The organism is Mesorhizobium ciceri biovar biserrulae (assembly GCF_001618845.1).
Lineage (GTDB): Bacteria > Pseudomonadota > Alphaproteobacteria > Rhizobiales > Rhizobiaceae > Mesorhizobium > Mesorhizobium ciceri.
In genome coordinates this window covers 4,134,554-4,156,218 of sequence record NZ_CP015064.1, presented here as the reverse complement: position 1 = coordinate 4,156,218, position 21,665 = coordinate 4,134,554, and the positions used below count along the sequence as shown (strand labels likewise).

The window sequence follows — 21,665 nt, the reverse complement described above, 5'->3', positions numbered from 1 at the left end:
GGGAGAAGCATGTGGCAAGCTACGCGGCGCGAACGACTCCGATAAGGGATTTGCCCGGTGGGCGGTTTTCCCCGACTGTCGCCAACGCTGATGCAACCGCGCACTTCACGGCTCGGCTGCACACCAGTTTTGATACCGTAAGGCTGCTATGGCTGCTGCTTGAGGCGCACGGCGTCTGCACTGCCCATCAGCACTATGCCTGGGTCGAAGGAATCGCCGCACGGCTGATGCCCAAGGACGCGGACCTGGTCGTCATCGAGGTGAGTGACGCCGTGACCGGCGCGCCGGCCATGCTGCTGCCGCTGATGCGGCGCCGGGCCCTCGGCCACCACGTCATCGAATGGCTGAGCTGCCGCGTGTGCGACTACTCGGTGCCGCTGCTGGCGGATGGGAGAGCGTGGACCAGGCAGAGTGCCGACGCCATGTGGGCGGCGGTCCGTGCCGTTCTGCCACCGGCGGATCGCATCCATATCGCCGGGATCCCGCAGCAGATCCACGGCCTGGTCAATCCGCTGGCACTGCTTTCGGTGGCGCGCGACTCCATCCAGGTCACCTCCGGCCTCGTCCTGCATGGCGACCCGGAGACGCTCATCAAGCGGATCTGCAAGCCGTCCTTTGCCAAGGCCTTCCGCAAGCATTGCCGCGGCTTCGAACAGCTTGGTGGCCTCGCTCTGGTCGAGGCCGACACGCCGGATCTGACCGAGGAGCTCCTGGATGTGCTGCTGGAACTGCGGCTGAAGCGTTTTCGTGAGCTTGGGCGTTTCGATCTCCTGACGCAGGTCCCGGTCGTCGATTTCTACCGCGCCGCGGCGCTGCAAGGTCTGTCCAATGGATCGGTGCGGCTCTTCGGTCTACGCGTCGGTGAAGCCTGGCTCGCCTCCATCTATGTGCTGGTCAGAAAAGGCACACTTCACGCCCTCCTGCTGGGCATCGACCAGAACGCGGTCGCCAATGTCTCACCCGGCCTGACGACGATGGGCAAGCTGATGATGTGGGGATGCGAGCGGGGCTTCGACTATTTCGACCTGTCGGTCGGCGGCCAGGGCTACAAGCAACATATTGGTGCCTCGAGTTCGGTTTTGGCCGAGATCTGCGAACCGGTGACGGTGCGGGGCAGGGCTGCGAACGCAGCCATTCTGTTGCGCAGCCGGGTCGAAGGCATGACGCGGTCGCGCCCCCGGCTGCTCAAAGCCGTTCAGGGCCTGACGCGCCGCTTGCGGCGACTGAAGGACTGAGGACGAGCGTTTGCCGGTCCTGCCGACGACCGATGCAAAGAGGCACCAAGGCCGGCAAGGTTGTTGACAGGGTTGGTTGGCTCTATATTTGAAAGCGCGCTTGACGTTCAGAAATGAGTGTCGTCGGCAGATTTTCTCAAATTGGCGTTTTCGGCAGATCACCTCGATGAATGCAAGTTTAGGAGATGGGATTCGTTCCATCCTCATTATTCAAACGAAGTACATTGGAGATGTCGTTCTGACATCTGCTTTGGTTCGCAATCTGCGTCTTTCTTATCCACAAGCATCGGTAACCATGCTTTGTGCGCCGGGACTCAAGCAGTTCATCGTCGCGCAAGGGATCGCCGATGTTGCCGTTGGCTTTGAATCCCGCGGCAGAGGAAGGACTCTGCTCAAGCGTTTGAGCGACTATCGTGGCGTCATCTCTGATCTGCGGCGTCGAAAATTCGATCTTAGCATCGACCTTACCGATTCAAAAACCTCGCGGATAATGCATCGTTTGATCGGCGCTCCACTTCGCGTCGGCTTCGATCCTTCCGAGCATCCGATGAAGTTCTGGGAAATCCAGCTTGCAAACGTTCTCGCCGCGACTTTCGGACAGGGCGGCCCCCATTATCTCTACAGGAACCTGTCTCCACTCCACGCGCTTGGGTTGGATTGTCAGGACCCAACGCCTCGGCTGCAGCCGAACGGGACCGCCCAGGAAGAGTGTGCCAGGATTCTTGCGGAAAACGCTTTGGCAAAGAAGTCATATGTGGCCGTGCATGCCGGCGCTAGGTTCGAAGGACGTTGTTGGCCGCCGCAACATTTTGCTGCGGTCATCGACGAGGTATACGCCAAAACCGGGTTGCGATCTCTGCTCGTTGGTGGGCCGGATGAGGGGCTTGCCGCGCAAAGGATCCTTGAAGTGGCAGCGTCGCCGGTCGCCAGTGTCGTCGGAAAGGCCTCGCTTGAAGTCCTGACGGCATTGTTGGCCGAAGCATCAATCTTTCTAGGCAATGAGAGCGGCCCGATGCACATCGCGGCATCTGTCGGAACTCCAGCGGTGGGGTTGTACGGCCTGACGTCGCCCGAGCAATGGGGCCCGTTCGGTGTCCCGAACCGGACGCTCCAGCCGGTCATGCCCTGTCCATGCATCGCTCCAGGTGTTTGTAAAGAAAACAACCCCGGTGGGGTCTATTGTGTGCAGCGGCTTCAGGTTGCCGAGGTCGCGGCAGCGACACTCGATCTCATCGGGGCAGTCCGAAAATCCACTCATTCGGGTATGCCGGCCGCTTCGTAGGCTGGCGGCAATAGGCACGATCACGCGCGGCTTCGTCTTCGCGCGCTTCACATCGTGATTCAGGCCGAGACCCGAGCATCTTCAAAAGACTGCAAAATTTAACCGGACTGCAATCTGCACTGCCACGAAATTGACAGGACACCTCGTCTCCGGCATCCTTGGAGCCAGTCGCAAGGCCGCCGACAGCGGCCGTGTTGCGTGTCAGGGCGACCGAGGGCAGTGTCATGTTCAGTCCCGTCACAGGTCAGAATTCCAAACGCGCCGCGGTGCGCAAAGCGCTCGATCGTCACAAGGTCTACATCACCGAGCAGCGTTTTTCGGAGGGCACCTACCAAGCCCGGGTTCTGGTCGATGGCGAGGCCTATTGGGTCGACGAATTCCGGCTGAGCCAGTTGCAGCAAGGGCTGTCGCCGGCGGAGCTCGAGTTGACGCCGGCCGCTGACGATTGAGAGCGTGACTGGCTTGTTCCTGGCCGCCGTGCTTCGATCTTTGCGATGACAACTCCACCAAAGCTCAAAGCCTATCGCGCCAAACGCGAATTCGCCAAGACGCCGGAACCGGTTGGCGGGCTCGTCAGCAGCGACGGTAACCGCTTCGTCGTGCACAAGCACCACGCCACCGCAGACCATTATGATCTGCGACTGCAGGTCGGCGATGTCTTGAAGAGCTGGGCGGTGCCGCGCGGGCCTTCGCTCAATCCGGCCGACAAAAGGCTGGCGGTCGAGACCGAGGATCATCCGCTCGAATATATCGACTTCGAGGGTGTCATTCCCGAAGGCGAGTATGGCGGCGGGCCGATGATCGTCTGGGACACCGGCAGCTGGGCGCCGATGGACGATGTCGAAAAGAGCTTGCGCACCGGCGCCTTCAAGTTCCGGCTGGCCGGCGCCAAGCTCAATGGCGGCTGGATGTTGACACGGCTGAAACCGAAACCCGGCGAGGACGAAAACAAGAAGAACTGGCTGCTGTTCAAAGAGCGCGACCTCGCCGCCGACACTGCGCTTGACATCCTCACGGCCCGGCCGGAGAGCGTCAAATCCGGATTGCGCATCGAGGAGCTGGCGGCGCCGGCAAAGCCCGCCGCCAAACCCGCGCCCAGACAGGGATCGCTGAAGCCCGGCACGCTGCCGGGCGCCTTCAAGGCCCCCATGCTTGCCCGTATCGAGCCGCAGCTGGCGACGCAGGTGCCAAAACCGCCCGATGGCGAAGACACCAAACAAGTCTGGCTGCACGAGATCAAATTCGACGGCTACCGCACCATGGCGCATCTCACTGACGGCGTGGTCAAGCTGATCACCCGTGGCGGCATCGACTGGACGAAGCGTTATGGCGACCTGCCGCATGCGTTCGCCAAACTGCCGTGCCGCGACGCCATCATCGATGGCGAGATCGTGGTGCTCGACGCCCGGGGCATCAGCCGTTTCGCGCTGCTGCAGGATGCGCTGGCGGAGGGCGCCGGCAGCAAGCTCCATTTCTACGCCTTCGATCTTCTCCATCTCGACGGCTGGGACCTGACCAAGGCGCCGCTGGTCCGGCGCAAGGCGCTGCTCGCGCAGATGCTGTCGGGCCTCGGCGCCAATTCCGCCATCCAGTTCTCCGACCATGTCGAGGGCTCGGGGCAGGGGCTCTACGACCAGGCGTCGGAACTGGGGCTGGAGGGTGTCGTCTCCAAGCGCGCCACGGCCATCTATCAGAGCGGCCGAAGCAAAAGCTGGACCAAGACCAAGGCGCTGCAGTCGGGCGACTTCGTCATCGCCGGCTTCACCATTTCCGATGCGGCCGAAGGGCTGGCGGCGCTCGGCATGGCAGAGTTCGAGGATGGTGAATTGCATTATCGCGGCAAGGTCGGCACCGGTTTCGATGCCGCCACCGCCGGTGAGTTGCTCGCCAGGCTGGAGCCGCTGCGGGAAGGCGCCACCGCGCCCGAGGGCGTTCCGCGCGAGATCATGCGCGAGATGAACTGGGTGCGGCCGCTGCTGTCGGCGCGCATCCACTACGCCAACCGCACAGCGGACAACGCACTGCGCCACGGCGTCTTCCGCGGTTTGAGGGATGTCGGCCTGTCGACGCCGGTATCCTCGACACGCAAGCGGCTGATCGCCGAGGCTGACCTTGCCACCATCTGGGTGACCAACCCGACGCGCCGGCTGTTCGGCAAGACCGGCCCGACCAAGCTCGACATCGCCGTCTATTATGCGCTGGTCGGCGATTTCATGCTGCCGCACATTCTCGGCCGGCCGGTGTCGCTGGTGCGCTGCCCGACCGGCCTGCCGAAGGATTGCTTCTTCCAGCGCCACGCCTTCACCGGCATGCCGCCCTCGGTGGTGACATTCGAGGCGACAAATTCCGAGGGCGAAACCAAATCCTATCTCTCGGTCGAAGGCGCGAAAGGGTATCTGGCGCTGGCGCAGTTCGGCGTCGTCGAGTTCCACACCTGGGGCACCCACCGCGCCAGCCTCGACAGACCCGACCAGATCGTCCTCGATCTCGATCCGGGAGAAGGGATCGACTGGCGCGAGGTGGTCGAGGCCGCGGTGCACATCAAGGACGAATTGGAGCGCCTGGGGCTGGTGCCGTTCGCAAAGACCTCCGGCGGCAGCGGCATCCACATCACGGTGCCTGTGACAGGCAAGCAGAACTGGAAGAAACTGCACCAGGCAACCAGCGCGATCGCCACGCATCTGGCGACAACGGCGCCTAATACTTTCACCACCACCATGGGCAAGGACAACCGCAAGAAGCGCATCTTCATCGACTACCACCGCAATGCGCGCGGCCACACCTCCGCAGCACCTTACTCCTTGCGCGCCCGCACCAATCTGCCGGCCTCGACGCCGGTCAGCTGGAGCGACCTCGAATCCATCGATGCACCGCAGGATCTGAATTATTCGTCGCTGCCAGGCCTGCTGGCGACGTCGGGCGATCCGTGGGCGGAGATTGATAAGTTTGCGCGGGATCTGCCGGTGGTCTCGGGGGCGACGAAGTAGTTGCAGAAGACGAAGTAAGTAGTTGCAGAACAAGGACCGCCGCGATCCGTGGCGCCCCCCTCTGTCCTGCCGGACATCTCCCCCTCAAGGGGGGAGATTGGCCACTACCCGGGCTTCCGCTAATCTGCAACGCTGCTGAAGTGGGCGAGACGCCGAAGCTGTTGATCTCCCCCCTTGAGGGGGAGATGTCCGGCAGGACAGAGGGGGGCGCTGTCCCGCCAGCGTTTCAAATTCCAGTCCATCGACGCTTCCAACAATTTGAATTATTCTCTGTCCACGACCTCAAATGCATGGCGGAAGATTTCGTCAGGGATTTGCCGGTATTGTGTGCGGTCGGTGTAGGATTTGCTCAGCCTCAATCGTCCTCGGACGAAAGCGCTGCAGGTCTTTGTCAGTGCATGACCGCGTAGGAGTGTTTCATGGCGCCTAGGGCAAGTTGGAAAGGTTACCTCAAACTCAGCCTCGTGAGCTGTCCGGTGCGGTTGTATCCCGCCACCAGCGCCAGCGAGCGCATCTCGTTCAACCAGTTGCACAAGAAGACCCATAACCGCATCAACATGAAGCCGGTCGACCCCGAACTAGGGCTCGTCGAGCGTGCTGATCTGGTCAAGGGTTACGAATACGAGGACAAGCAGTACATCATCATCGATGATGCAGACCTCGACGCGGTGCGCATCGAATCCAATCACACGATGAACATCGAGGCCTTCGTCGACGAGGACGAGGTCGACGTCATCTACCAGGACGCGCCCTACTACATGGCGCCCGACGGCGCGATGGCGGAGGAAACCTTCGCCGTGCTGCGCGAAGCGATGCGCAAATCCGGCAAGCTCGCCATCGCCCGCCTTGTGCTGTCGAGCCGCGAGCGCGTGGTGACGATCGGCGCGCGCGAGAACGGCATGTTCGTGTGCACCTTGAGGAACCCGAACGAAGTGCGTGGAACGGCTGAATATTTTGGCAATATTCCAGCTGGCAAGCCCGACCCCGAAATGCTGCAGCTCGCCGAAGCGCTGATCAAGCAGAAGGAAACCACCTTCGATCCGAAGAATTATGAGGACCGCTACGAGGCGGCGCTCATGACGATGATCCGCGAGAAGCTGAAAGGCCACAAGCCGATTATTGCGGCGGCACCGGAGCGCGGCAATGTCATCAACCTGATGGATGCGCTGAAGGCGAGCCTGTCGCAATCGAAGCCGCCAGCCAAGTCGAAGAGCAAGGCCGACGAGGTTGCCAAGCCAGCCGCAAAGAAAGCGGCAGCGGGTGGTGCTGCTGAAAATCCGCTGAAGGCCAATCTGCTGAAGGCGGTCGGCAAGAGCAAGAAATGACGGCACCGGCCGGCGCTGTTTTCGGCACCATAGGCGCGCTGGCGGCGTTTCCGCTCAGACTGGCCGCGCGTGAAGTCGAACGTCAGCACGGCCAGCTGCGGCGCGGCGTCACCAGGCGCACCACGCATGTCGTGTGCGGCCGCACGCTGCTCGCTAAGGCCGGGCTCTCCAGGAACGGCGATGCCGAGATCGAGCGCCGTGTCGCCGCCGAGCGCGCGGCCGGGCACAAGCTCCTCAGCGAGAACGGATTCCTGCGCCTTCTCGGGCTGATGAAGGCACCGGAGGCGTCTTCGCTGTCGCGGCAATCGCTGATCGAGCAATCGCGGCTATCCGGCGCCGAGCTCGATTTGTTGTCACTGTTCGATGCGTTCGAGCATGACGCAGAACCCTATTCCTTCCGCGACCTGATCCTGGCGCGCAAATATGCAGGGCTCGTCGCCGGCGGCGCGACATGGGGGGCGATCGCGCGCTCCGTCCACCGCTCCGGCCCGGTGGCGTCGCTGACCGCCAAGTCGCTCAATGTCGGCTCGCAGCATGGGCGCGCCGATGCGATCTACCTCGAAGGCGGCCAGAGCGAACTCGACGGACAGCTTCTGTTCGATTTGGGCAGCGCCGGTTCGGCAGGCGACGACACACTGGAAGAGTTGTTTGCCGAGGCCGAAGCGGCGGAGGAGGGTGGCGACCATGATAGGGCAGCCGCACTCTACCAGCGCTGTCTCGCCATCGATCCGAGCGATGCGATTGCCGCCTTCAACCGCGCCAACTGCCTGCGCGCCGGCGGCCACGCGGCGGACGCCGCGCACGATTATATCAATGCGATAAAACTCGATCCGGCCTTCGTCGAGGCCTGGTTCAACCTCGCTGGGCTGATGAGCGAGCAGGGCCGCGAGGCCTCGGCGCGAAGGCACCTGCAGAAAGCGATCGCGCTCGACAAAAACTATGCCGATCCGGTGTTCAACCTCGCCCGGCTCGAATTCGACGCCGGCGATCTGCCGGAGGCGCGGCGGCTGTGGGTGCGCTATCTCGAACTCGATGCGGAGTCCGAGTGGTCGCGGATGGCGGCCAAGGGCGTGCAGTTCGTGGATCTGCAGTTGGCGCGTACGGCGGGGTGAGGGATGATTAGCGATGACAGCCGATCTCCCCCCTTGTGGGGGAGATGCCCGGCAGGGCAGAGGGGGGCGCTGTCCCGCCAACAGATCGGCCAATTTCGGAGCGTTTTCCCGCACGCAAGCTTGACCGAAGGCTGGCATTTCTTCACGCCCCCCTCTGCTCTGCCGGGCATCTCCCTCACGAGGGGGAAGAGTGGCAGCGTCGCCGTCGCGCAGGACATCAGACCATGACCACCTTTCTCTTCGACGGTCCCGACAGTGCCCCGGTCACCATCCTGCTCGCCCATGGCGCGGGCGCGGCGATGGATTCCCCCTCGATGACCGCCACCGCCAAGGCGCTGGCCGCGGCCGGCTTCCAGGTCGCGCGCTTCGAGTTCCACTATATGGCTGCCCGCCGCTACGGCCACCGCAAGCCGCCGCCGCGGGCCGAGACGGTCAACCCGGAATATATCAAGGCGATAGCCGACCTCAGGGCGAAGGGCGTGACCGGCCCGCTCGTCATCGGCGGCAAGTCGATGGGCGGGCGCGTCGCCTCGATGGTCGCCGACGAGATGTTTGCCAAGGGCGAGATTTCAGGCCTGCTGTGCCTCGGCTATCCCTTCCATCCGCCGGCCAAGCCCGATCAATTGCGGACCAAACACCTCGCCGATCTCAAGACACCGACGCTGATCTTCCAGGGCACCCGCGACGAGTTCGGCACCAGGGACGAGGTTGCGACTTATGACCTTTCCGATCGCGTCGAGGTGATCTGGCTGGAGGACGGCGACCACGATCTCAAGCCTCGCAAGAGTGTTTCGGGGTTTTCGACCGCCGATCATCTGAAGACGCTGGCCGAGACGGTCAAGGCGTGGTCGGGTCGGATCGCTTCCTGAAGCGATGAAGATCGCCTCCTTCAACATCAACAACATCAACAGCCGGCTTGAAAACCTGCTGACATGGCTGGCTGTGGCAAAGCCCGATGTCGTGTGCCTGCAGGAGTTGAAGGCACGCGACATGCAGTTTCCGCGCTCGGCATTGGCGGCGGCCGGCTATGGCGCGGTGTGGAAGGGCGAGCCGACCTGGAACGGCGTTGCCATCCTGGCGCGGAGTGCCGAGCCCGTGTTGACCCGCGATGCCTTGCCCGGCGACGAAGCCGACAGGCAGAGCCGCTACATCGAGGCGGCGGTGAATGGCATTGTCGTCGCTTGCCTCTATGCGCCGAACGGCAATCCCCAGCCCGGCCCGAAATTCGCCTACAAGCTCGCCTGGCACGCGCGGCTGGAGGCGCATGCCGAACAGTTGCTCGACACCGGCCTGCCGGTGGTGCTGGCCGGCGACTACAACATCGTGCCCGAGCCGCGCGATATCTACGCCACCCGCTCCTATGACGACAACGCGCTGGTGCAGCCGGAAAGCCGGGCGTCGTTCCGGCGCCTGCTCGACCAGGGTTGGCTTGATGCCCTGCGCAAGAAGCATCCGAAGGAAACGCTTTACACATTCTGGGACTATCGCCGCAACCGCTGGCCGCGCGATGCGGGCCTCCGGCTCGATCACATCCTGCTGTCGAAGAAACTGGCACGCCGCCTGACCGCCGCCGGCATCGATCGCGACGTGCGCGGCGAGGACGGTGCCAGCGACCATGCGCCGGTGTGGGTGGAATTGAAGTAAGGCGACTGCTTTCATGCGTCGCGCTTGAACGGATCCATGCAACGCGCTTTAAGTCTTTTGTCTTGATGCATGTCGCTGTCCCAAACCCGGGTTCGCTTTTGGCCGACATGCAATAGCCTGTCGGCAAAGTATTCCGACGCAGCCGGATCGCCCATGAACGCAATCCTCCACGAGATCTGTGAAAGGAGGCTCCATGCCTGACTTGGGCGCTGTCGAGATACTGTTCGCCGCCATTGTGGTGCTTGCGGCAGCTGTCGTGTCCTGGCGGCTGCGGCGGAAGCGCAGCCGCCGCAAGGGACGGCGGCAGACCAATCCGGCTGCCGACTATGCCGTCCGCACCGACTGGAGCGGCCGCGGAGGCATGCTCAATTACTCGTCCTTCGTCTATTTCGATGTCGATCGCGACGGCAAATACGGCGCCGGAGACCGGCCGATGGCCGGGATCATGGTGCGGCTGTATGACGAAGCCGGCAAGCTCGCCGCGTCCGCGCGCACCAACAATGCCGGCTTTGCCAATTTTCCCATGTCGGTGAAAAGCAGAAAGGCCGTGATCCGCAAGCCGGGCAACTGGCGCTTTGTGGTTTCGGTGCCGCCCGGCTGGCAGGCGAAAAGCGAAAACGACATTCAGTCCCGACACTTCATGCCGCTGCCGGGTTCGCCGGCCGGGATGGTATCACAGGAGATGCTGCTGCCGGTCGGTCTGGCGCCGCCGCGCCGCGTCAGCGGGCGCGTTGCCGGCGATGGACCCGCGACCCTCTCCGTGTCGGGGGACGGGCACGTCCTGGAGACGCGGACACTGGCGCCGGGTGCCGTCTTCAGCTTCGACCTGGCTGAAGAAGCCGACACGGTCAGCATCAGTGGCGAAGGCTTGGAGCGGCGGCTGACGCTGTCGCCCTACTCGGCGGATCTCGGCCTGCTGTCCGCGCAACGCGCCGGCATTGCCACTGATGCCGCTCTCGAAACGATCGGTTTCGACGATGTGACGTCGCGCACCTTCAGGAAAATTCCGGCCGGTCATGCCGGATTGGCGTGGCGCAACCTGAATGCGATGGCGCGCGACTACACCAAGGACAGCCAGGGCTATGTCAATGGCAACGTCTCCGGTGACCATGTGCTCTACACCAGCAGCGGGCTGCCTGCCGAATTCAGCTGCGAACGGCCGTTCGGCTTTCACTCGGTCATGCTGAGCGCCGCCTGGCTGGCGTCGGAAGGGGAGGTGGCGCTGATCGAAAGCTGGCTTGGCGAGCAGCTGATTGCAAGCGATCAGATCACGCTGTCGGCGCTGACGCCGTTGCACTATGCCCCGATGCTCAAAGCTGTAACGCGTGTTCGCCTGTCGACGAAGCACTATTGGCAAATGGTCGTGGACGATTTGGTCCTGACACGCTGAGATTTGGGCATGCCAAAGCGGAGCGAATTTCGCCCCGCTTCAATCAGGTTACGTTTACGATCAGCCCGGCACGATGATAATCGAGGCGCCGTTCGACGCTGTGACCGCCGACAGACGGCCCTTTTTCAAGAACGACGGCTTCACATAAATCTTCTTCATTTTCAGACTCTCCTAAAATCCCAGCCTGATGATGCCATACTGCGGCCATCTGTCAACCATGCGAGCTGAAAGCAACAAACAATAAACCCAACAATGCGCGACAAGGGGCCAGGGTCCCTATTCTTTGCTTCGGGCCATCCCAAAACCAATTGCACCTGGAGTTTGCTCTCCAGCGCCGGCGCGATCCGCCAGAGATGCGCCGGATTAAAGCGTGACGCTGCTCGGGGCGTTTGCCGTGACGGCGGAAAGCTTGCCCTTCTTGACGAAGGTCGGCTTCGCGTAAGTCTTCTTCATCGTGATCTCTCCAGAATCCTCGGCGAGCATGGCAGATGCGCGACATGTGTCAACCAAGCCGGGCGCCAACGGCGGCCCTCCTGGCGCTATCGGCTGGCGGCCAGCGCCTGGCCTCCGGCTCGCTCGACGGCACGGCCCGGCTATGGGGCATGGACACCGGCCACCAGATCGCGCTGTTCGACAGCAAGACCGGCCCGATCTATGCGGGCGTCCGCCGCGGTGCTGACCGGCGGCAATGATCGCACCACCCGCGACTGGCCGCCCGACGGCGGTGACGGCGTCGTGCTGTTTGCCGGCGCGTCGGAATGAGCAAATCTTGATCACCTTGTCCGCCGTGCTATGTAAAGCCCATGCCAGCATCCAGCCTCCCAGACAACGCGCCGCTCATCGTCATCGATCTCCAGACCGGTATGTTCGACGGCGTGCACGAACCGCCGATCCATGATGCGCCAGGCATAGTCGAGCGCACCAAAGCGGTGATCGACTGGGCGCGGGGCGGCGGGCGCAAGGTCGCATTTGTCAGGCATGATGGACCCGAAGGCGATCCGTTGGCACCGGATCAGCCGGGCTGGCCGGTTTGGCCCGCACTTGGCCAAGCTGCGGACGAGCCGGCCTTTGCCAAATCCGTGCGCGATGCTTTCAGCAATCCCGCCTTCGGCGACTGGGTTGCCGGGCAGGGTGCGGGTGCTGTCGTGCTCCTGGGCGCGCAGACCGATTTTTGCGTAGCCGCGACGGTCAAGGGCGCGACCGCCAGAGGGCTCGGCGTGACCGTGGTGTCCGATGCGCACAGCACGCTGGACAATGCCAGCGAGAGTGCCGAGCAGGTCATCATCAGGCACAATGGCGAATTCGCCGAGGCCGGCGTCAATCTGGTGACCACAAAGGCGCTTGTCGGCGGCTGAGCCCGAACGTCGCCGCAGGCCGCATTATCAGGCAGGCCGGCTTGAGGACTTCGCGAGGGAAGACAGCGCCGGGCGCCTGCCGTGGTCGACGCGGACGGGGGGGCGCATTGTTGGGATGGCTCGGGCGCCCGCGTCAACCAGGGCGGCTCGTACCGCCGCATTAGCAACATTGCACATTGCGTGCCGCTCGAAACTTCCGCGAAAGCGGAATAGGCCGGAGCAAAAGGGCGGATTCGGCTGAGACTTTCGGCGCGCTTTCCCGGTCCGGGAGTCAAAAAGCCTGCTGGTTATTGGGAATGTCGTTCAAGGCGTTTGCCGGTGCTGCACCGGATCGGCGAGGAACGACACCGCAATCAGGTCGTCGCCATCGATCCGGCCGTGACGATCTTCCATGATGGCCGCGACCTTTTGAAAGGTTTTCATTTCGGCATCCGTCACCCGCGCATCGCGCATCCGGGCTTGGAGATCGGCCAGGCGAACGCCCAAAGCAGGGGATGTCACAGCTTTGCTTATCATCTTCACTCGTCCTGATTGGAAACTGACATGGGCAACCCGCCGCCATGGCTGGCGGCGGGTTTGGGACAATTCCAAGTTCAGTCGTAGACCTTGACGATCTTGCGGGTGCCCGGATCCACCAGGACGGTGCGGTTGTCGACCACTACGTAGCGGTATTTGACGTCGGGGATCTCATGAAGCTCGACCGTATCCGGCAACGCGCTACCAACATTCAGTTCCACGCCGGGAATCTTGACCGAAGCGAGGGGCTGCTTCTTCACATACTCGCGGATGACCGTGTCCTGTTCAGGCTGGATGACAACGTCCTGAGCGGCAACGGCGCCCACTCCGGCCAACAGCAACAGCCCCGCTGCGGCGCCCGTTAGGTGCATTTTCATACTGTTTCTCCTTGCGAGTCAGCATGACAAGATCGTCCAACGCTGACGGCAACTGAACTTGAGCCAACTGAAAATGTTCCTCAGATTGGGCTTCGGTCGGATGCTGTCTGCGACTTAAGTCTGGCCCGAGAGCGCATTGGTCTTACCGACGGGAACGGCTCTCTGTTCACGGCTGTTTGTCTCCCGGAATTCGGAGAAACAGATGGACAAAAGTGTTGGCCAAGCGCGCTGGTTGCTCGCACCGATTTTCGCGACAGCCGTTACCTTTCTGGTGATGGGAATAGTCCTTGGCTGACATGTCGTCGATCGGCGCAGCAACGTCCCTTCCTGCGCTGAGAGGGTTCGCAAGCCGCTTCGGCGCCTGGCGAACCCTCTATCTTCACCATACGCCGGCCTGCTCGTCGCTATCGTCCAGCAGTTGCTCGTTCAGTTTGCCGCTCTGCTATCGGGCCGTGTGTATCGATCGGGCCGGCGGCGAAGACAAGACACGTTGATCCGTAGGCTGCTCGCTGAAGTAAAGCGAACTGCCGAGAATGAGGAACACGATGCCCACCGCCGTCAATCCAACCATGAGCACGGCAATCGCCGTTCCTGGGCCATAGCCTGTCTTGATGATGGTGGATCGGTGGGACATCGCGGCGTTCTCCAGACACCCGGCGGTGCCGAGTTCTGCGACAAACGACAAGCGAGGCCCGATGTTCCCTCGTTGGAAGCCTCAATCGGTCACTTTGGGCTTTTGCTTTTTCCTGTAGGACCAAGGTCTTATCTGCCGAGCGCAAAGGTCCAAGGGGCCTTGTTCAGTTCCGATAATGTCCCTTGGATGTTCCGTTACTTTAGGTAAACCTGATATATTGCCTGGGCGGAAAACTTAGCTGGCCAAGCAAAATCGCCCGCGAACCGGGCATGGAAAATGTGGCTTTGGCAAGTTCAACAACAGGCAGTCATGTCTCGGGCGACGAATAGCTCACGTCTCGTCGAATCCGCCCTCTCGGGTCTGATCGTGCGTGATTGCGGCTTCTTCCTCATCATCGGGGAGGGCGTCGTCGCTGTCCTGGTACGCGTTATCGTCGTCCTCGTCCGGCAGATCGCCGTCTTTTTCGACGCCGTAACGCATGTCGCCGTTTTCCGGCACGGACTCTGGCAGGATCTCGCCGCCCTTGATTGCATCCCAATCCTGCTGCTCGATGGTCGGCCCATCCGCCCGCGGTGCGTCATCTTCGATGTCGGCGCTTGGTTTGTTGCGAGGTGCCATGCTGGCCTCCAATCGTTGAAGAACTGGAGGCGAAACTCGGCGTGCCGGCGTTTGTTCCGGACCCGAAGTGCAAAGACCGGGCGTGCTCCTGGATTGTCGACGGCTGGCGTGTCAGCCCAGCCCCGCCAGCACCGCGGCCGCGGCCCGCACAGTTGCCAAGTTGCCGCGCAAATGGAGAACTTGCGGCGACTGACCCCTTACTTGCGAAGTTGCTAAAATAATGAAATGTTGTCCGCGGGAAATGAAATGAGGCAGGGACTGGTTGGAACCGGCGCGGTTTCGACGGTTTTGGAAACCATGTATTTTGGACAGTTTCTGGTAGGAATGTCAGCCACGGCCGTCATCGTCGCGGTCTGGACCTATATGACCACCGGCTCCTTCTGGGAGGCATTTGCCTGGACGATAGCGACGCTGCTTGTCCTGCAGGTCGGCTACTTCGTGCTCGTCGTGAGGCTGATCTTCAGGCGCGCACATGACATCGTGCCGAGCCAGGATCCGGTAGACGCCTTTCCGCCATTGCATCGCGACGGTGTCCAGCTTTGAGACCGGGTGACCGGGACCGATCAGGAATGGCGTTTCCATACCAGGCCGTCCACTCGAGCGCGTGCGCCCGGGCAAACTCGGGGAACGTCGCCACCAGCGCGATCACGACCGACGGCAAGGTGTTTGGTCGCTGAGACGGCGCCTTCTGAGCATATCCCTGCTGGAGATTTCGGCCCAGCGTTATCATGGGAACAGGATGCATGCGCGACCGCTCCGCCTTGTGCTCAGGCCGACAGGTTGGGAACAAGTGCTGATGCTTCGCGTTCTCTGGCAGTGCCGATGAGGTTGCCGCCTCCATCGGTGCCGTTATGGCTCGCTCTGCTCCCGGCGGGGCGAGCCCTTTTCGTGCCGGAGCCTTTCAAATCGTCCAGATGAAGAGGCGGATGCGCGGCCGATTTGGCGCACTGGTGCTCAGATTGAATTTTCTTCCTCTAAATATCCGTACCTATCTGTGCAAGTTTTCAAACTCTTGAACGCTGTCTGCCGAATGTTTGATCAGCAACCAATCAATATCCAGTCTGCAATCGTAATATCTCCAATTCTGAAGTTACGATGGAACCGCATGGCAGCGGTGGAGTTTTTATGGAGGGCGGAATTCAGTTATCACTAGGAGATGGCCATGAGACTTTATCTTACGAGCGCGGCGACCGCCGTCGTCCTGATGGGCGGGATTGGTGCGGCGCTGGCGGAAAACGTCGTCGTCGTCCAGCCGGAGCAGGAGACGGTCGTTCGCGAATACATCAAGAGAGAACCGCTTGCCTCGGTGAACCTTCTGGGCGTCGAGCTCAAGCTCGGCTCGTCGGTGCCGGATACGGTCAAACTGCGTGAGGTGCCCGACGTCAAATACCGCGTCGCGGTGATCAACGACCAGACGGTCCTCGTCGATCCGGAGACCCGCCAGATTGTTGAAGTGCTGCACTAGGGATTCCCGCAGTACTGGACCTTGGGAAAAACCCGCCCCGACGTCGCGTCGGGGCGGGTTTCCTTTGCCGCGACCCGCGATGGCCTATTCGGCGGCCAGTCTATCCTGCGTCTTGGTTTCGAAATCGCTGGCGTCGTGGCGTTCATGCAGTTGCATGGCAGGCTCACCGAAGGCGCGGTTGACCATGCGGCCGCGCTTGACCGCCGGGCGGGCGTCGATGGCCTTCGCCCAACGCTGCACATGCTTGTACTCGTGCACCGACAGGAACTCGCCGGAATCATTGTACATGCGGCCGAGTGCCAGCCCGCCATACCAGGGCCACACCGCCATGTCGGCGATGGAATAGTCCTTGCCGCCGAGATATTCAGTCTCGGCCAACCGGCGGTCGAGCACGTCCATCTGACGCTTCACCTCCATCGAGAAGCGATCGATGGCATATTCGAACTTTTCCGGCGCATATGCATAAAAGTGGCCGAAGCCGCCGCCCAGATACGGCGCCGAGCCCATCTGCCAGAACAGCCAGGACAGCACCTCGGCGCGGGCCGGCTGTTCGGTCGGAAGGAATTCGCCGAACTTTTCGGCGAGATAGACCAGGATCGAGCCGGATTCGAAGATGCGCACCGGTGTGGTGCCACTGTGGTCCATCAGGGCCGGAATCTTGGAGTTTGGATTGACCTCGACGAAGCCGCTGCCGAACTGGTCGCCATCGTTGATCCGGATCAGCCAGGCATCGTATTCGGCACCCTTGTGGCCGCGCGCCAGAAGCTCTTCCAGCATGACGGTGACCTTGACGCCGTTCGGCGTCGCCAGCGAATAGAGCTGCAACGGATGCTTGCCGACAGGCAGTTCCTTGTCATGCGTCGGCCCGGCGATCGGCCGGTTGATGCTGGCAAAGGCTCCGCCGCTCGGCTTGTTCCAGGTCCATACTTTCGGCGGTGTGTAGTCGGTCATTTCGTGGCCTCGTGTCGGGGAAGGATGGCAGGTCGCCATAAACTAGGGCTGCGGATGTGTAAGTTCAACTTGCGTTGAACTATTATCGATGCCCGCAGTGCCAACATCGGCAATTGGCTCTTCTCTTACCCTTGCGCCTTCTCCTGCGTGGCATACCTATAGAAGATGTCGCCAAAGCCCACCCAGGACAAAAGCATGACCATCAATCCTAATCCGCGCTCGGTCGTTGCCGTGCGGGCCACTGTTCCCGAAGATGCCTTTACGGCCGGGGCGCTCGGCACGCTCAGGGAAGGCAGCGGCGTCGTCATTCGCAATGACGGGCTGGTGCTGACCATCGGCTATCTCATCACCGAAGCGGATGAAGTCTGGCTGACCAGCCATGACGGCCGCGTCATCCCCGCGCACGCGCTGGCCTATGACCAGGAATCGGGCTTCGGCCTGGTGCAGGCGCTGGCGCCGCTCGGCCTGCCGGCGGTGGCGCTGGGCGATGCCGGCAAGGCCAGGATCGGCGACGCCGTGGTGCTGGCCGACGGCATCGGCCAGTCGGTGCAGGCCAGGATCGTCACCAAGCAGGAATTCGCCGGCTATTGGGAGTATCTGCTCGACGAGGCGATCTTCATTGCGCCGGCGCACCCGTCCTGGGGCGGTGCCGGGCTGTTCGGCGCCGATGGCTCGCTGCTCGGCATCGGTTCGCTGCGCCTGCAGATGAGCCGCAATGGCGAGGTCGCCGATATCAACATGGTGGTGCCGATCGATCTGTTGCCGCCCATACTCGACGATCTCCTGACGCGCGGCCAGGTGGCCAAGCCCCCGCGGCCATGGCTCGGCGCCCTGTCGGCCGAAAGCGATGGCAGAGTGGTGGTGATGAGCGTGACCGAAGGCGGTCCGGCGGCCAAGGCTGGCCTGCGCCAGGGCGACATCATCTCGGACATCCGCGACGGCGCGGTCGATGGACTCGCCGATTTCTATCGCAAGCTGTGGGAGAGCGGCTCGGCCGGTGCCGAGATTCCGATGCGGGTGCTGCGCGACGGCCGCGAAACCTGGCTGCGCGTCAAGTCCGCCGACCGCGGCAGTTTTCTGAAGAAGCCGCAGCTGCAATAGCGCGTCAGCCACACGATGCATCCAAGACTGCTCAAAATCTTCCTTGCGGTGGCGCGGAGCCGCAACATCACACGCGCCGCAGAAGTGGTCCACCTCGCGCAATCGAGCGTCAGCGACCAGATCCTGGCGCTCGAGGCCGAGCTTGGCGCTGCCCTGTTCACGCGCGCGAAGTCCGGTCTCGAGCTGACGCCGGCAGGCCTAGCGCTGCAGCCGATCGCCGAGGATTTGTTGCGGCTCGACGGCGAGGCGCGCGCGGCCGTGCAGGCAGCGGCAGGTTCGACAAGCGGGCACCTGACCATCGGCGCGCTGGAGACGATCGCGTCGGCCAGGCTGGCGCCTTGGCTGCCCGGGTTCCAGGCCGGCCATCCCGACATCACCGTGCGGATGAAGGTGGCGGGCAGCGGCGCGCTGCTGCGCCAATTGGAGGATGGCGACATCGATGTCGCGTTCTGCTTCGACCGCCGTGATTTCGCGAAGGGCGCGTCGGATAAACACTTCGCCAGGCGCACGATAGCAGCCGAACCGCTGGTGCTGGTCGCGGCTCCGGGGCAGGGCAGCGTGCCAGGCGACCTTGCCGCGCTTGGCGAACTGCAGTTCGTGGCAACGGAGCCCGGATGTATCTACCGACACATGTTCGACACGGCCTTTGCCGAGGCGGGCGCTGCCGCACCCAGACTTGCCAACGAGGTCGGCAGCATCGGCGCCATTGCGCGGCTGGTGGCGGCCGGCGCGGGGCTCGCCCTCGTTCCACGCCTGGCCGTCACGGATGCGCTCGCACGCGGCGACATCGTCGAAATGCGATGGCCCGGCCAGATGCGGACGGCGCCGCTGGTGATGATCTGGCGCCGCCGGCGCGTCCAGCTGCCGGCGCTTAAGCAATTGCTCACTGCCGCGCGCGACACGCTGGTGCCGGCCCTGCAGCCCGCCAAGGCTGGTTCAGGACTTGAATCGTCGAACCGCTCCAAGGCCTTGTTTGCAAACAACTCCTGACGGAAGCAGCGGCGGTTCAGATCAGGCGGTGGCCGCCCTCGACATGTAGCGTCGTTCCCGTGGTAAAGCCATTGCCGATCAGGAAGGCAATGGCGTCGGCGATATCATCAGGTTGGCCAATCCGCCCGACCGGCAGCTGCTTGGCCATCGCGGCCAACGTCTCGTCCTTCCTGTCGCCGGCCACTTGCGCCCAGATCGAGGTGTCGACCCAGCCGGGTGACACGGCATTGACGCGGATCGGCGCCAACTCGACCGCCAGCGCCCGCACGAGGCCTTCGAGCGCTGCGTTGACAGCAGCAACGACGGAGCCGCGCGCGGCTGGGCGATAGGCGGCGATACCGGAGACGAAGGTCATGGAGCCGGATACTGCCAGCTGCGGCGCACCGTGCTTGGCGAGCAGCAGCGGGCCATACAGCTTGCTCTCCACCACCTTTTGCGCCGCCATCAGGTCAAGCTCCGGCAGCAGCCGGTAGGCGCCTTCGATGTCGGCTGCGGTGCAGACGATGTGGTCGAGTCCGCCAATCGCTGCGAACAGCGCCGAGACCTGGTCTTCGCGCGCGATGTCGACGACGGCCGTCTCCAGCCCGGCGGGATTGCCGAGCGCCTCGCGCGCCTGCCGCAGCCGGTCTTGGCCGCGCCCGGCGATGACAACCGCCGCACCGGCCTCCACGCAGTGCCGGGCCAGCGCCAGACCCATGCCGGAGCCGCCGCCGACGATCAGGATTTTCTGTTTCGAAATGCTCATTTCGCTCTGCCTTTGCTTGGATGGACAAGGGCAGGAATTGGCAGTTCGGCGCGACAGAAGGAAACGGAAGAAACCGATAGTGCCATCGGAAAGGCCGATGGAGCAGGGCGGACGAGCGCCGTCTCTGGCTCAGCGCACCAGCGGACTTTCCCAGACGACAAACAGCAGAGCTTTCAGCTGGGCAAAGCGCTCCTGCCCAAGTTCGGTGCGCCATTCCTCCTCGATGTCGTGCAGGATATCGACCATTTTCCAGAACGCGGCATGACCGCGTTCCGTGGACCGTACGACGCGCGCACCGCCATCGCCGGGAATGTCGGAGCGGACGAGGTAGCCGTACCCTTCGAGACTGCTGAGCAGCTGGTTGATGGCCTGTTTGCTCATGCCGGCACGCTCGGCGATGGTGCCGGGCCGCGCGCCGTCCGGTCCGGGAAACTGCAACACCGCCATGTGCGGCAGGCGCAATTCGTCGAAACCGGCGGCGTTGAGCTCCTTGATCAGCCGCCGCTGGATCGCTTGTGCCGGCACGCGCAGCAGGGCGCCGATCAGCAGGTTCTCGGTCTTGGTCTGTAGAACTTCCGTTGAGGTGGGCATTGACGATCCGGTAAATTGAGTTTACTGATAGCGAGTAAATGTAATTTACCGGAGGGGTTTGCGCAATGTCGGTCATGAATCTTCAGGTCAATCCAGCCAATGAGACCATCGGCGACAAGGGGCTGTCGATTCGCTTCCTGGTGACGGGCGACAGTTCGAACGGCAGCATCGCCGCCTTTGAGTTGAGGGTTGCCAGCGGACTGCGCCTGCTGGCGCCGGCGCACAGCCATGATCACTACGAAGAGACGATCTACGGCATTGAAGGGGTGCTGACCTGGACCGTCGACGGCAAGCCGATCGAGGTCGGACCGGGAGAAGCGCTGTGCATCCCGCGTGGCGCGGTCCATCGCTTCGACAACAATGGCAGCGCGGATGCGAAAGCGCTGTGCGTCGTCACACCGGCGGCGATCGGTCCGGACTATTTCCGCGAGATATTCGCCATGTTCCACGCCGCCGCCGGCGGTCCGCCGGACAAGGCTGGGATGATGGATATCATGCGCCGCCACGGGCTGACGCCGGCAGCGCCGCCGCCAAGCTGAAGTCGGTCGAAGAGGCGTCGATCACGCGCCGCAAGCGCTGAAGGTGGTGCCGGGGTTCCAGTCCTTGAAGGCGATGCTCTGGCCTTCGACCGAGACGGTCCTGTGCTTGGTGCTGCCGTCCGGCTGCTTTTCGCTGCTGGTGCCTTTGCCGGTCAGCACATTGTACTCGCAGGCGCTTTCGGCATTCTCCTTCAAATAGTCATAGTGGTCATAGGCGAAGCCGGCGACGATGAAGGCATCATTGCGCCAGGCGATGGTCAGCGTCATGTCGGTCCGTTCGCTGCCGATCTCCATCGCTGGCAGGTAGAATTTGATCGAGCCGTTGGGCAGCATCGTCAGTTCCGGCTCGGTGTCGGAGTTCTCGTAGCCCGCCCGCTCGTAGCCGTTCCATTCCCCTTGGATCTGCTCGTGCACGATCTCGACGGGTTTGAGGTAATTGTGCTCCTTGTCCCTGAGGAAGAAGTGGACGTCCATCGGATGGCCGGGTTCGGTCTCCACCACCATGGCAAGATCGACGGCGCCGTCGCCATTGAAATCGCCAGTCACAGCCGTGATGATCTTCCGGGTTTCGATCGGCTCGGCGAGGGTGGCCGTGGGGAGAAACAACACAAAGGCGAGCAACAGAGATTTCATGGCGTATTCCCCCGGGAGCGAGACGGCGTGCCCGAGCACGAGCATGGCAGGTATTCCGGGACTTTCTACAGGGGGCGGGAAGAAAAATGTTCGGGCCGAGGGGCGCGAAGGAACGCCGTCCGCGCCTGCCAAGTCTGCTGCCGGAAACTGACAGCAATTCATGCCACGATGCTGG

Annotated in this window: 24 protein-coding genes; 15 read left to right on the top strand and 9 right to left on the bottom strand. The window is 62.7% G+C overall.

The annotated features are described in order from the left end of the window. Window positions 1-11 precede the first annotated feature (11 nt). The 9 genes from A4R29_RS19500 (at window position 12) to A4R29_RS19460 (ending at window position 10,975) form a co-directional block, all read left to right on the top strand. Window positions 12-1,235: a GNAT family N-acetyltransferase gene (locus tag A4R29_RS19500; RefSeq protein WP_027160831.1), complete on the top strand. Its 1,224-nt coding sequence runs from the start codon at window positions 12-14 to the stop codon at window positions 1,233-1,235. A 100-nt stretch (window positions 1,236-1,335) separates the two neighbouring features. Then, on the top strand, window positions 1,336-2,517 hold the full coding sequence (locus A4R29_RS19495; protein ID WP_338039707.1) for a glycosyltransferase family 9 protein: 1,182 nt from the start codon (window positions 1,336-1,338) through the stop codon (window positions 2,515-2,517). Between the two features lie 224 nt (window positions 2,518-2,741). After that, complete coding sequence (locus A4R29_RS19490; RefSeq protein WP_027160830.1) at window positions 2,742-2,966, top strand: hypothetical protein; 225 nt, start codon at window positions 2,742-2,744, stop codon at window positions 2,964-2,966. A gap of 45 nt (window positions 2,967-3,011) precedes the next feature. Further along, window positions 3,012-5,504 (top strand): DNA ligase D, encoded by a 2,493-nt coding sequence (gene ligD, locus A4R29_RS19485; RefSeq protein WP_063172641.1) that lies wholly within the window; start codon window positions 3,012-3,014, stop codon window positions 5,502-5,504. Window positions 5,505-5,923: 419 nt separating this feature from the next. Next, window positions 5,924-6,829 carry a non-homologous end joining protein Ku gene (gene ku, locus A4R29_RS19480; protein WP_024501732.1) on the top strand — a complete coding sequence of 302 codons (906 nt, stop codon included), beginning with the start codon at window positions 5,924-5,926 and terminating at the stop codon, window positions 6,827-6,829. Further along, on the top strand, window positions 6,826-7,941 hold the full coding sequence (locus tag A4R29_RS19475; protein ID WP_063168630.1) for a tetratricopeptide repeat protein: 1,116 nt from the start codon (window positions 6,826-6,828) through the stop codon (window positions 7,939-7,941). The genes ku and A4R29_RS19475 overlap by 4 nt, the downstream gene beginning before the upstream one ends. 224 nt (window positions 7,942-8,165) lie before the next feature. Next, on the top strand, window positions 8,166-8,810 hold the full coding sequence (locus tag A4R29_RS19470) for an alpha/beta hydrolase family protein (RefSeq protein ID WP_063168629.1): 645 nt from the start codon (window positions 8,166-8,168) through the stop codon (window positions 8,808-8,810). 4 nt (window positions 8,811-8,814) lie between these two features. Beyond that, window positions 8,815-9,585: an exodeoxyribonuclease III gene (locus tag A4R29_RS19465; protein WP_013530618.1), complete on the top strand. Its 771-nt coding sequence runs from the start codon at window positions 8,815-8,817 to the stop codon at window positions 9,583-9,585. A gap of 193 nt (window positions 9,586-9,778) precedes the next feature. Beyond that, a complete protein-coding gene (locus tag A4R29_RS19460; RefSeq protein ID WP_063172640.1) occupies window positions 9,779-10,975 on the top strand; it encodes a hypothetical protein in 1,197 nt (398 codons plus the stop codon). A 60-nt stretch (window positions 10,976-11,035) separates the two neighbouring features. On the opposite strand, the gene A4R29_RS33270 is transcribed toward A4R29_RS19460, so the two are convergent. Both A4R29_RS33270 and A4R29_RS34240 read right to left on the bottom strand, forming a co-directional pair. Beyond that, complete coding sequence (locus A4R29_RS33270) at window positions 11,036-11,134, bottom strand: hypothetical protein (protein ID WP_013530621.1); 99 nt, start codon at window positions 11,132-11,134, stop codon at window positions 11,036-11,038. Between the two features lie 204 nt (window positions 11,135-11,338). Next, window positions 11,339-11,428: a hypothetical protein gene (locus A4R29_RS34240; protein WP_081714185.1), complete on the bottom strand. Its 90-nt coding sequence runs from the start codon at window positions 11,426-11,428 to the stop codon at window positions 11,339-11,341. A gap of 350 nt (window positions 11,429-11,778) precedes the next feature. On the opposite strand from A4R29_RS34240, the gene A4R29_RS19450 reads away from it, so the two are divergent. Further along, the gene (locus A4R29_RS19450; protein ID WP_063172639.1) at window positions 11,779-12,330 is read left to right on the top strand and encodes an isochorismatase family protein; all 552 of its coding nucleotides are present in this window, start codon (window positions 11,779-11,781) and stop codon (window positions 12,328-12,330) included. Window positions 12,331-12,633: 303 nt separating this feature from the next. On the opposite strand, the gene A4R29_RS19445 is transcribed toward A4R29_RS19450, so the two are convergent. From A4R29_RS19445 to A4R29_RS19430, 3 genes are all read right to left on the bottom strand, one after another. After that, entirely contained in the window at window positions 12,634-12,846 is a 213-nt protein-coding gene (locus tag A4R29_RS19445; RefSeq protein ID WP_013530624.1) for a hypothetical protein, read from the bottom strand. A 77-nt stretch (window positions 12,847-12,923) separates the two neighbouring features. Beyond that, a complete protein-coding gene (locus A4R29_RS19440) occupies window positions 12,924-13,223 on the bottom strand; it encodes a DUF1236 domain-containing protein (RefSeq protein ID WP_063172638.1) in 300 nt (99 codons plus the stop codon). Between the two features lie 964 nt (window positions 13,224-14,187). Next, on the bottom strand, window positions 14,188-14,475 hold the full coding sequence (locus tag A4R29_RS19430; protein WP_063173741.1) for a hypothetical protein: 288 nt from the start codon (window positions 14,473-14,475) through the stop codon (window positions 14,188-14,190). Window positions 14,476-14,799: 324 nt separating this feature from the next. On the opposite strand from A4R29_RS19430, the gene A4R29_RS19425 reads away from it, so the two are divergent. Together A4R29_RS19425 and A4R29_RS19420 are read left to right on the top strand one after the other, a co-directional pair. Further along, window positions 14,800-15,018 (top strand): exopolysaccharide production repressor protein, encoded by a 219-nt coding sequence (locus A4R29_RS19425; RefSeq protein WP_224674556.1) that lies wholly within the window; start codon window positions 14,800-14,802, stop codon window positions 15,016-15,018. A 619-nt stretch (window positions 15,019-15,637) separates the two neighbouring features. Further along, entirely contained in the window at window positions 15,638-15,940 is a 303-nt protein-coding gene (locus A4R29_RS19420) for a DUF1236 domain-containing protein (protein ID WP_063173740.1), read from the top strand. A gap of 84 nt (window positions 15,941-16,024) precedes the next feature. Here the strand turns inward: A4R29_RS19420 and yghU are convergent, their stop codons facing one another. Next, window positions 16,025-16,891, bottom strand: coding sequence for a glutathione-dependent disulfide-bond oxidoreductase (gene yghU / locus A4R29_RS19415; RefSeq protein WP_013530630.1), 867 nt, complete (start codon window positions 16,889-16,891; stop codon window positions 16,025-16,027). Window positions 16,892-17,086: 195 nt separating this feature from the next. On the opposite strand from yghU, the gene A4R29_RS19410 reads away from it, so the two are divergent. Both A4R29_RS19410 and A4R29_RS19405 read left to right on the top strand, forming a co-directional pair. Then, window positions 17,087-17,992, top strand: a complete 906-nt coding sequence (locus A4R29_RS19410) for a S1C family serine protease (protein WP_063173739.1) — start codon at window positions 17,087-17,089, stop codon at window positions 17,990-17,992. A gap of 15 nt (window positions 17,993-18,007) precedes the next feature. Next, the gene (locus A4R29_RS19405) at window positions 18,008-18,982 is read left to right on the top strand and encodes a LysR family transcriptional regulator (protein ID WP_063172637.1); all 975 of its coding nucleotides are present in this window, start codon (window positions 18,008-18,010) and stop codon (window positions 18,980-18,982) included. 16 nt (window positions 18,983-18,998) lie between these two features. On the opposite strand, the gene A4R29_RS19400 is transcribed toward A4R29_RS19405, so the two are convergent. Next, window positions 18,999-19,727: an SDR family oxidoreductase gene (locus tag A4R29_RS19400; protein WP_063172636.1), complete on the bottom strand. Its 729-nt coding sequence runs from the start codon at window positions 19,725-19,727 to the stop codon at window positions 18,999-19,001. A gap of 129 nt (window positions 19,728-19,856) precedes the next feature. Next, the gene (locus A4R29_RS19395) at window positions 19,857-20,318 is read right to left on the bottom strand and encodes a MarR family winged helix-turn-helix transcriptional regulator (protein WP_063172635.1); all 462 of its coding nucleotides are present in this window, start codon (window positions 20,316-20,318) and stop codon (window positions 19,857-19,859) included. A 65-nt stretch (window positions 20,319-20,383) separates the two neighbouring features. Between A4R29_RS19395 and A4R29_RS19390 the strand changes: the two genes are divergently transcribed. Next, on the top strand, window positions 20,384-20,857 hold the full coding sequence (locus A4R29_RS19390) for a cupin domain-containing protein (protein ID WP_027160820.1): 474 nt from the start codon (window positions 20,384-20,386) through the stop codon (window positions 20,855-20,857). A gap of 21 nt (window positions 20,858-20,878) precedes the next feature. Here the strand turns inward: A4R29_RS19390 and A4R29_RS19385 are convergent, their stop codons facing one another. After that, window positions 20,879-21,490 carry a hypothetical protein gene (locus tag A4R29_RS19385; RefSeq protein ID WP_063173738.1) on the bottom strand — a complete coding sequence of 204 codons (612 nt, stop codon included), beginning with the start codon at window positions 21,488-21,490 and terminating at the stop codon, window positions 20,879-20,881. Window positions 21,491-21,665: the final 175 nt, after the last annotated feature.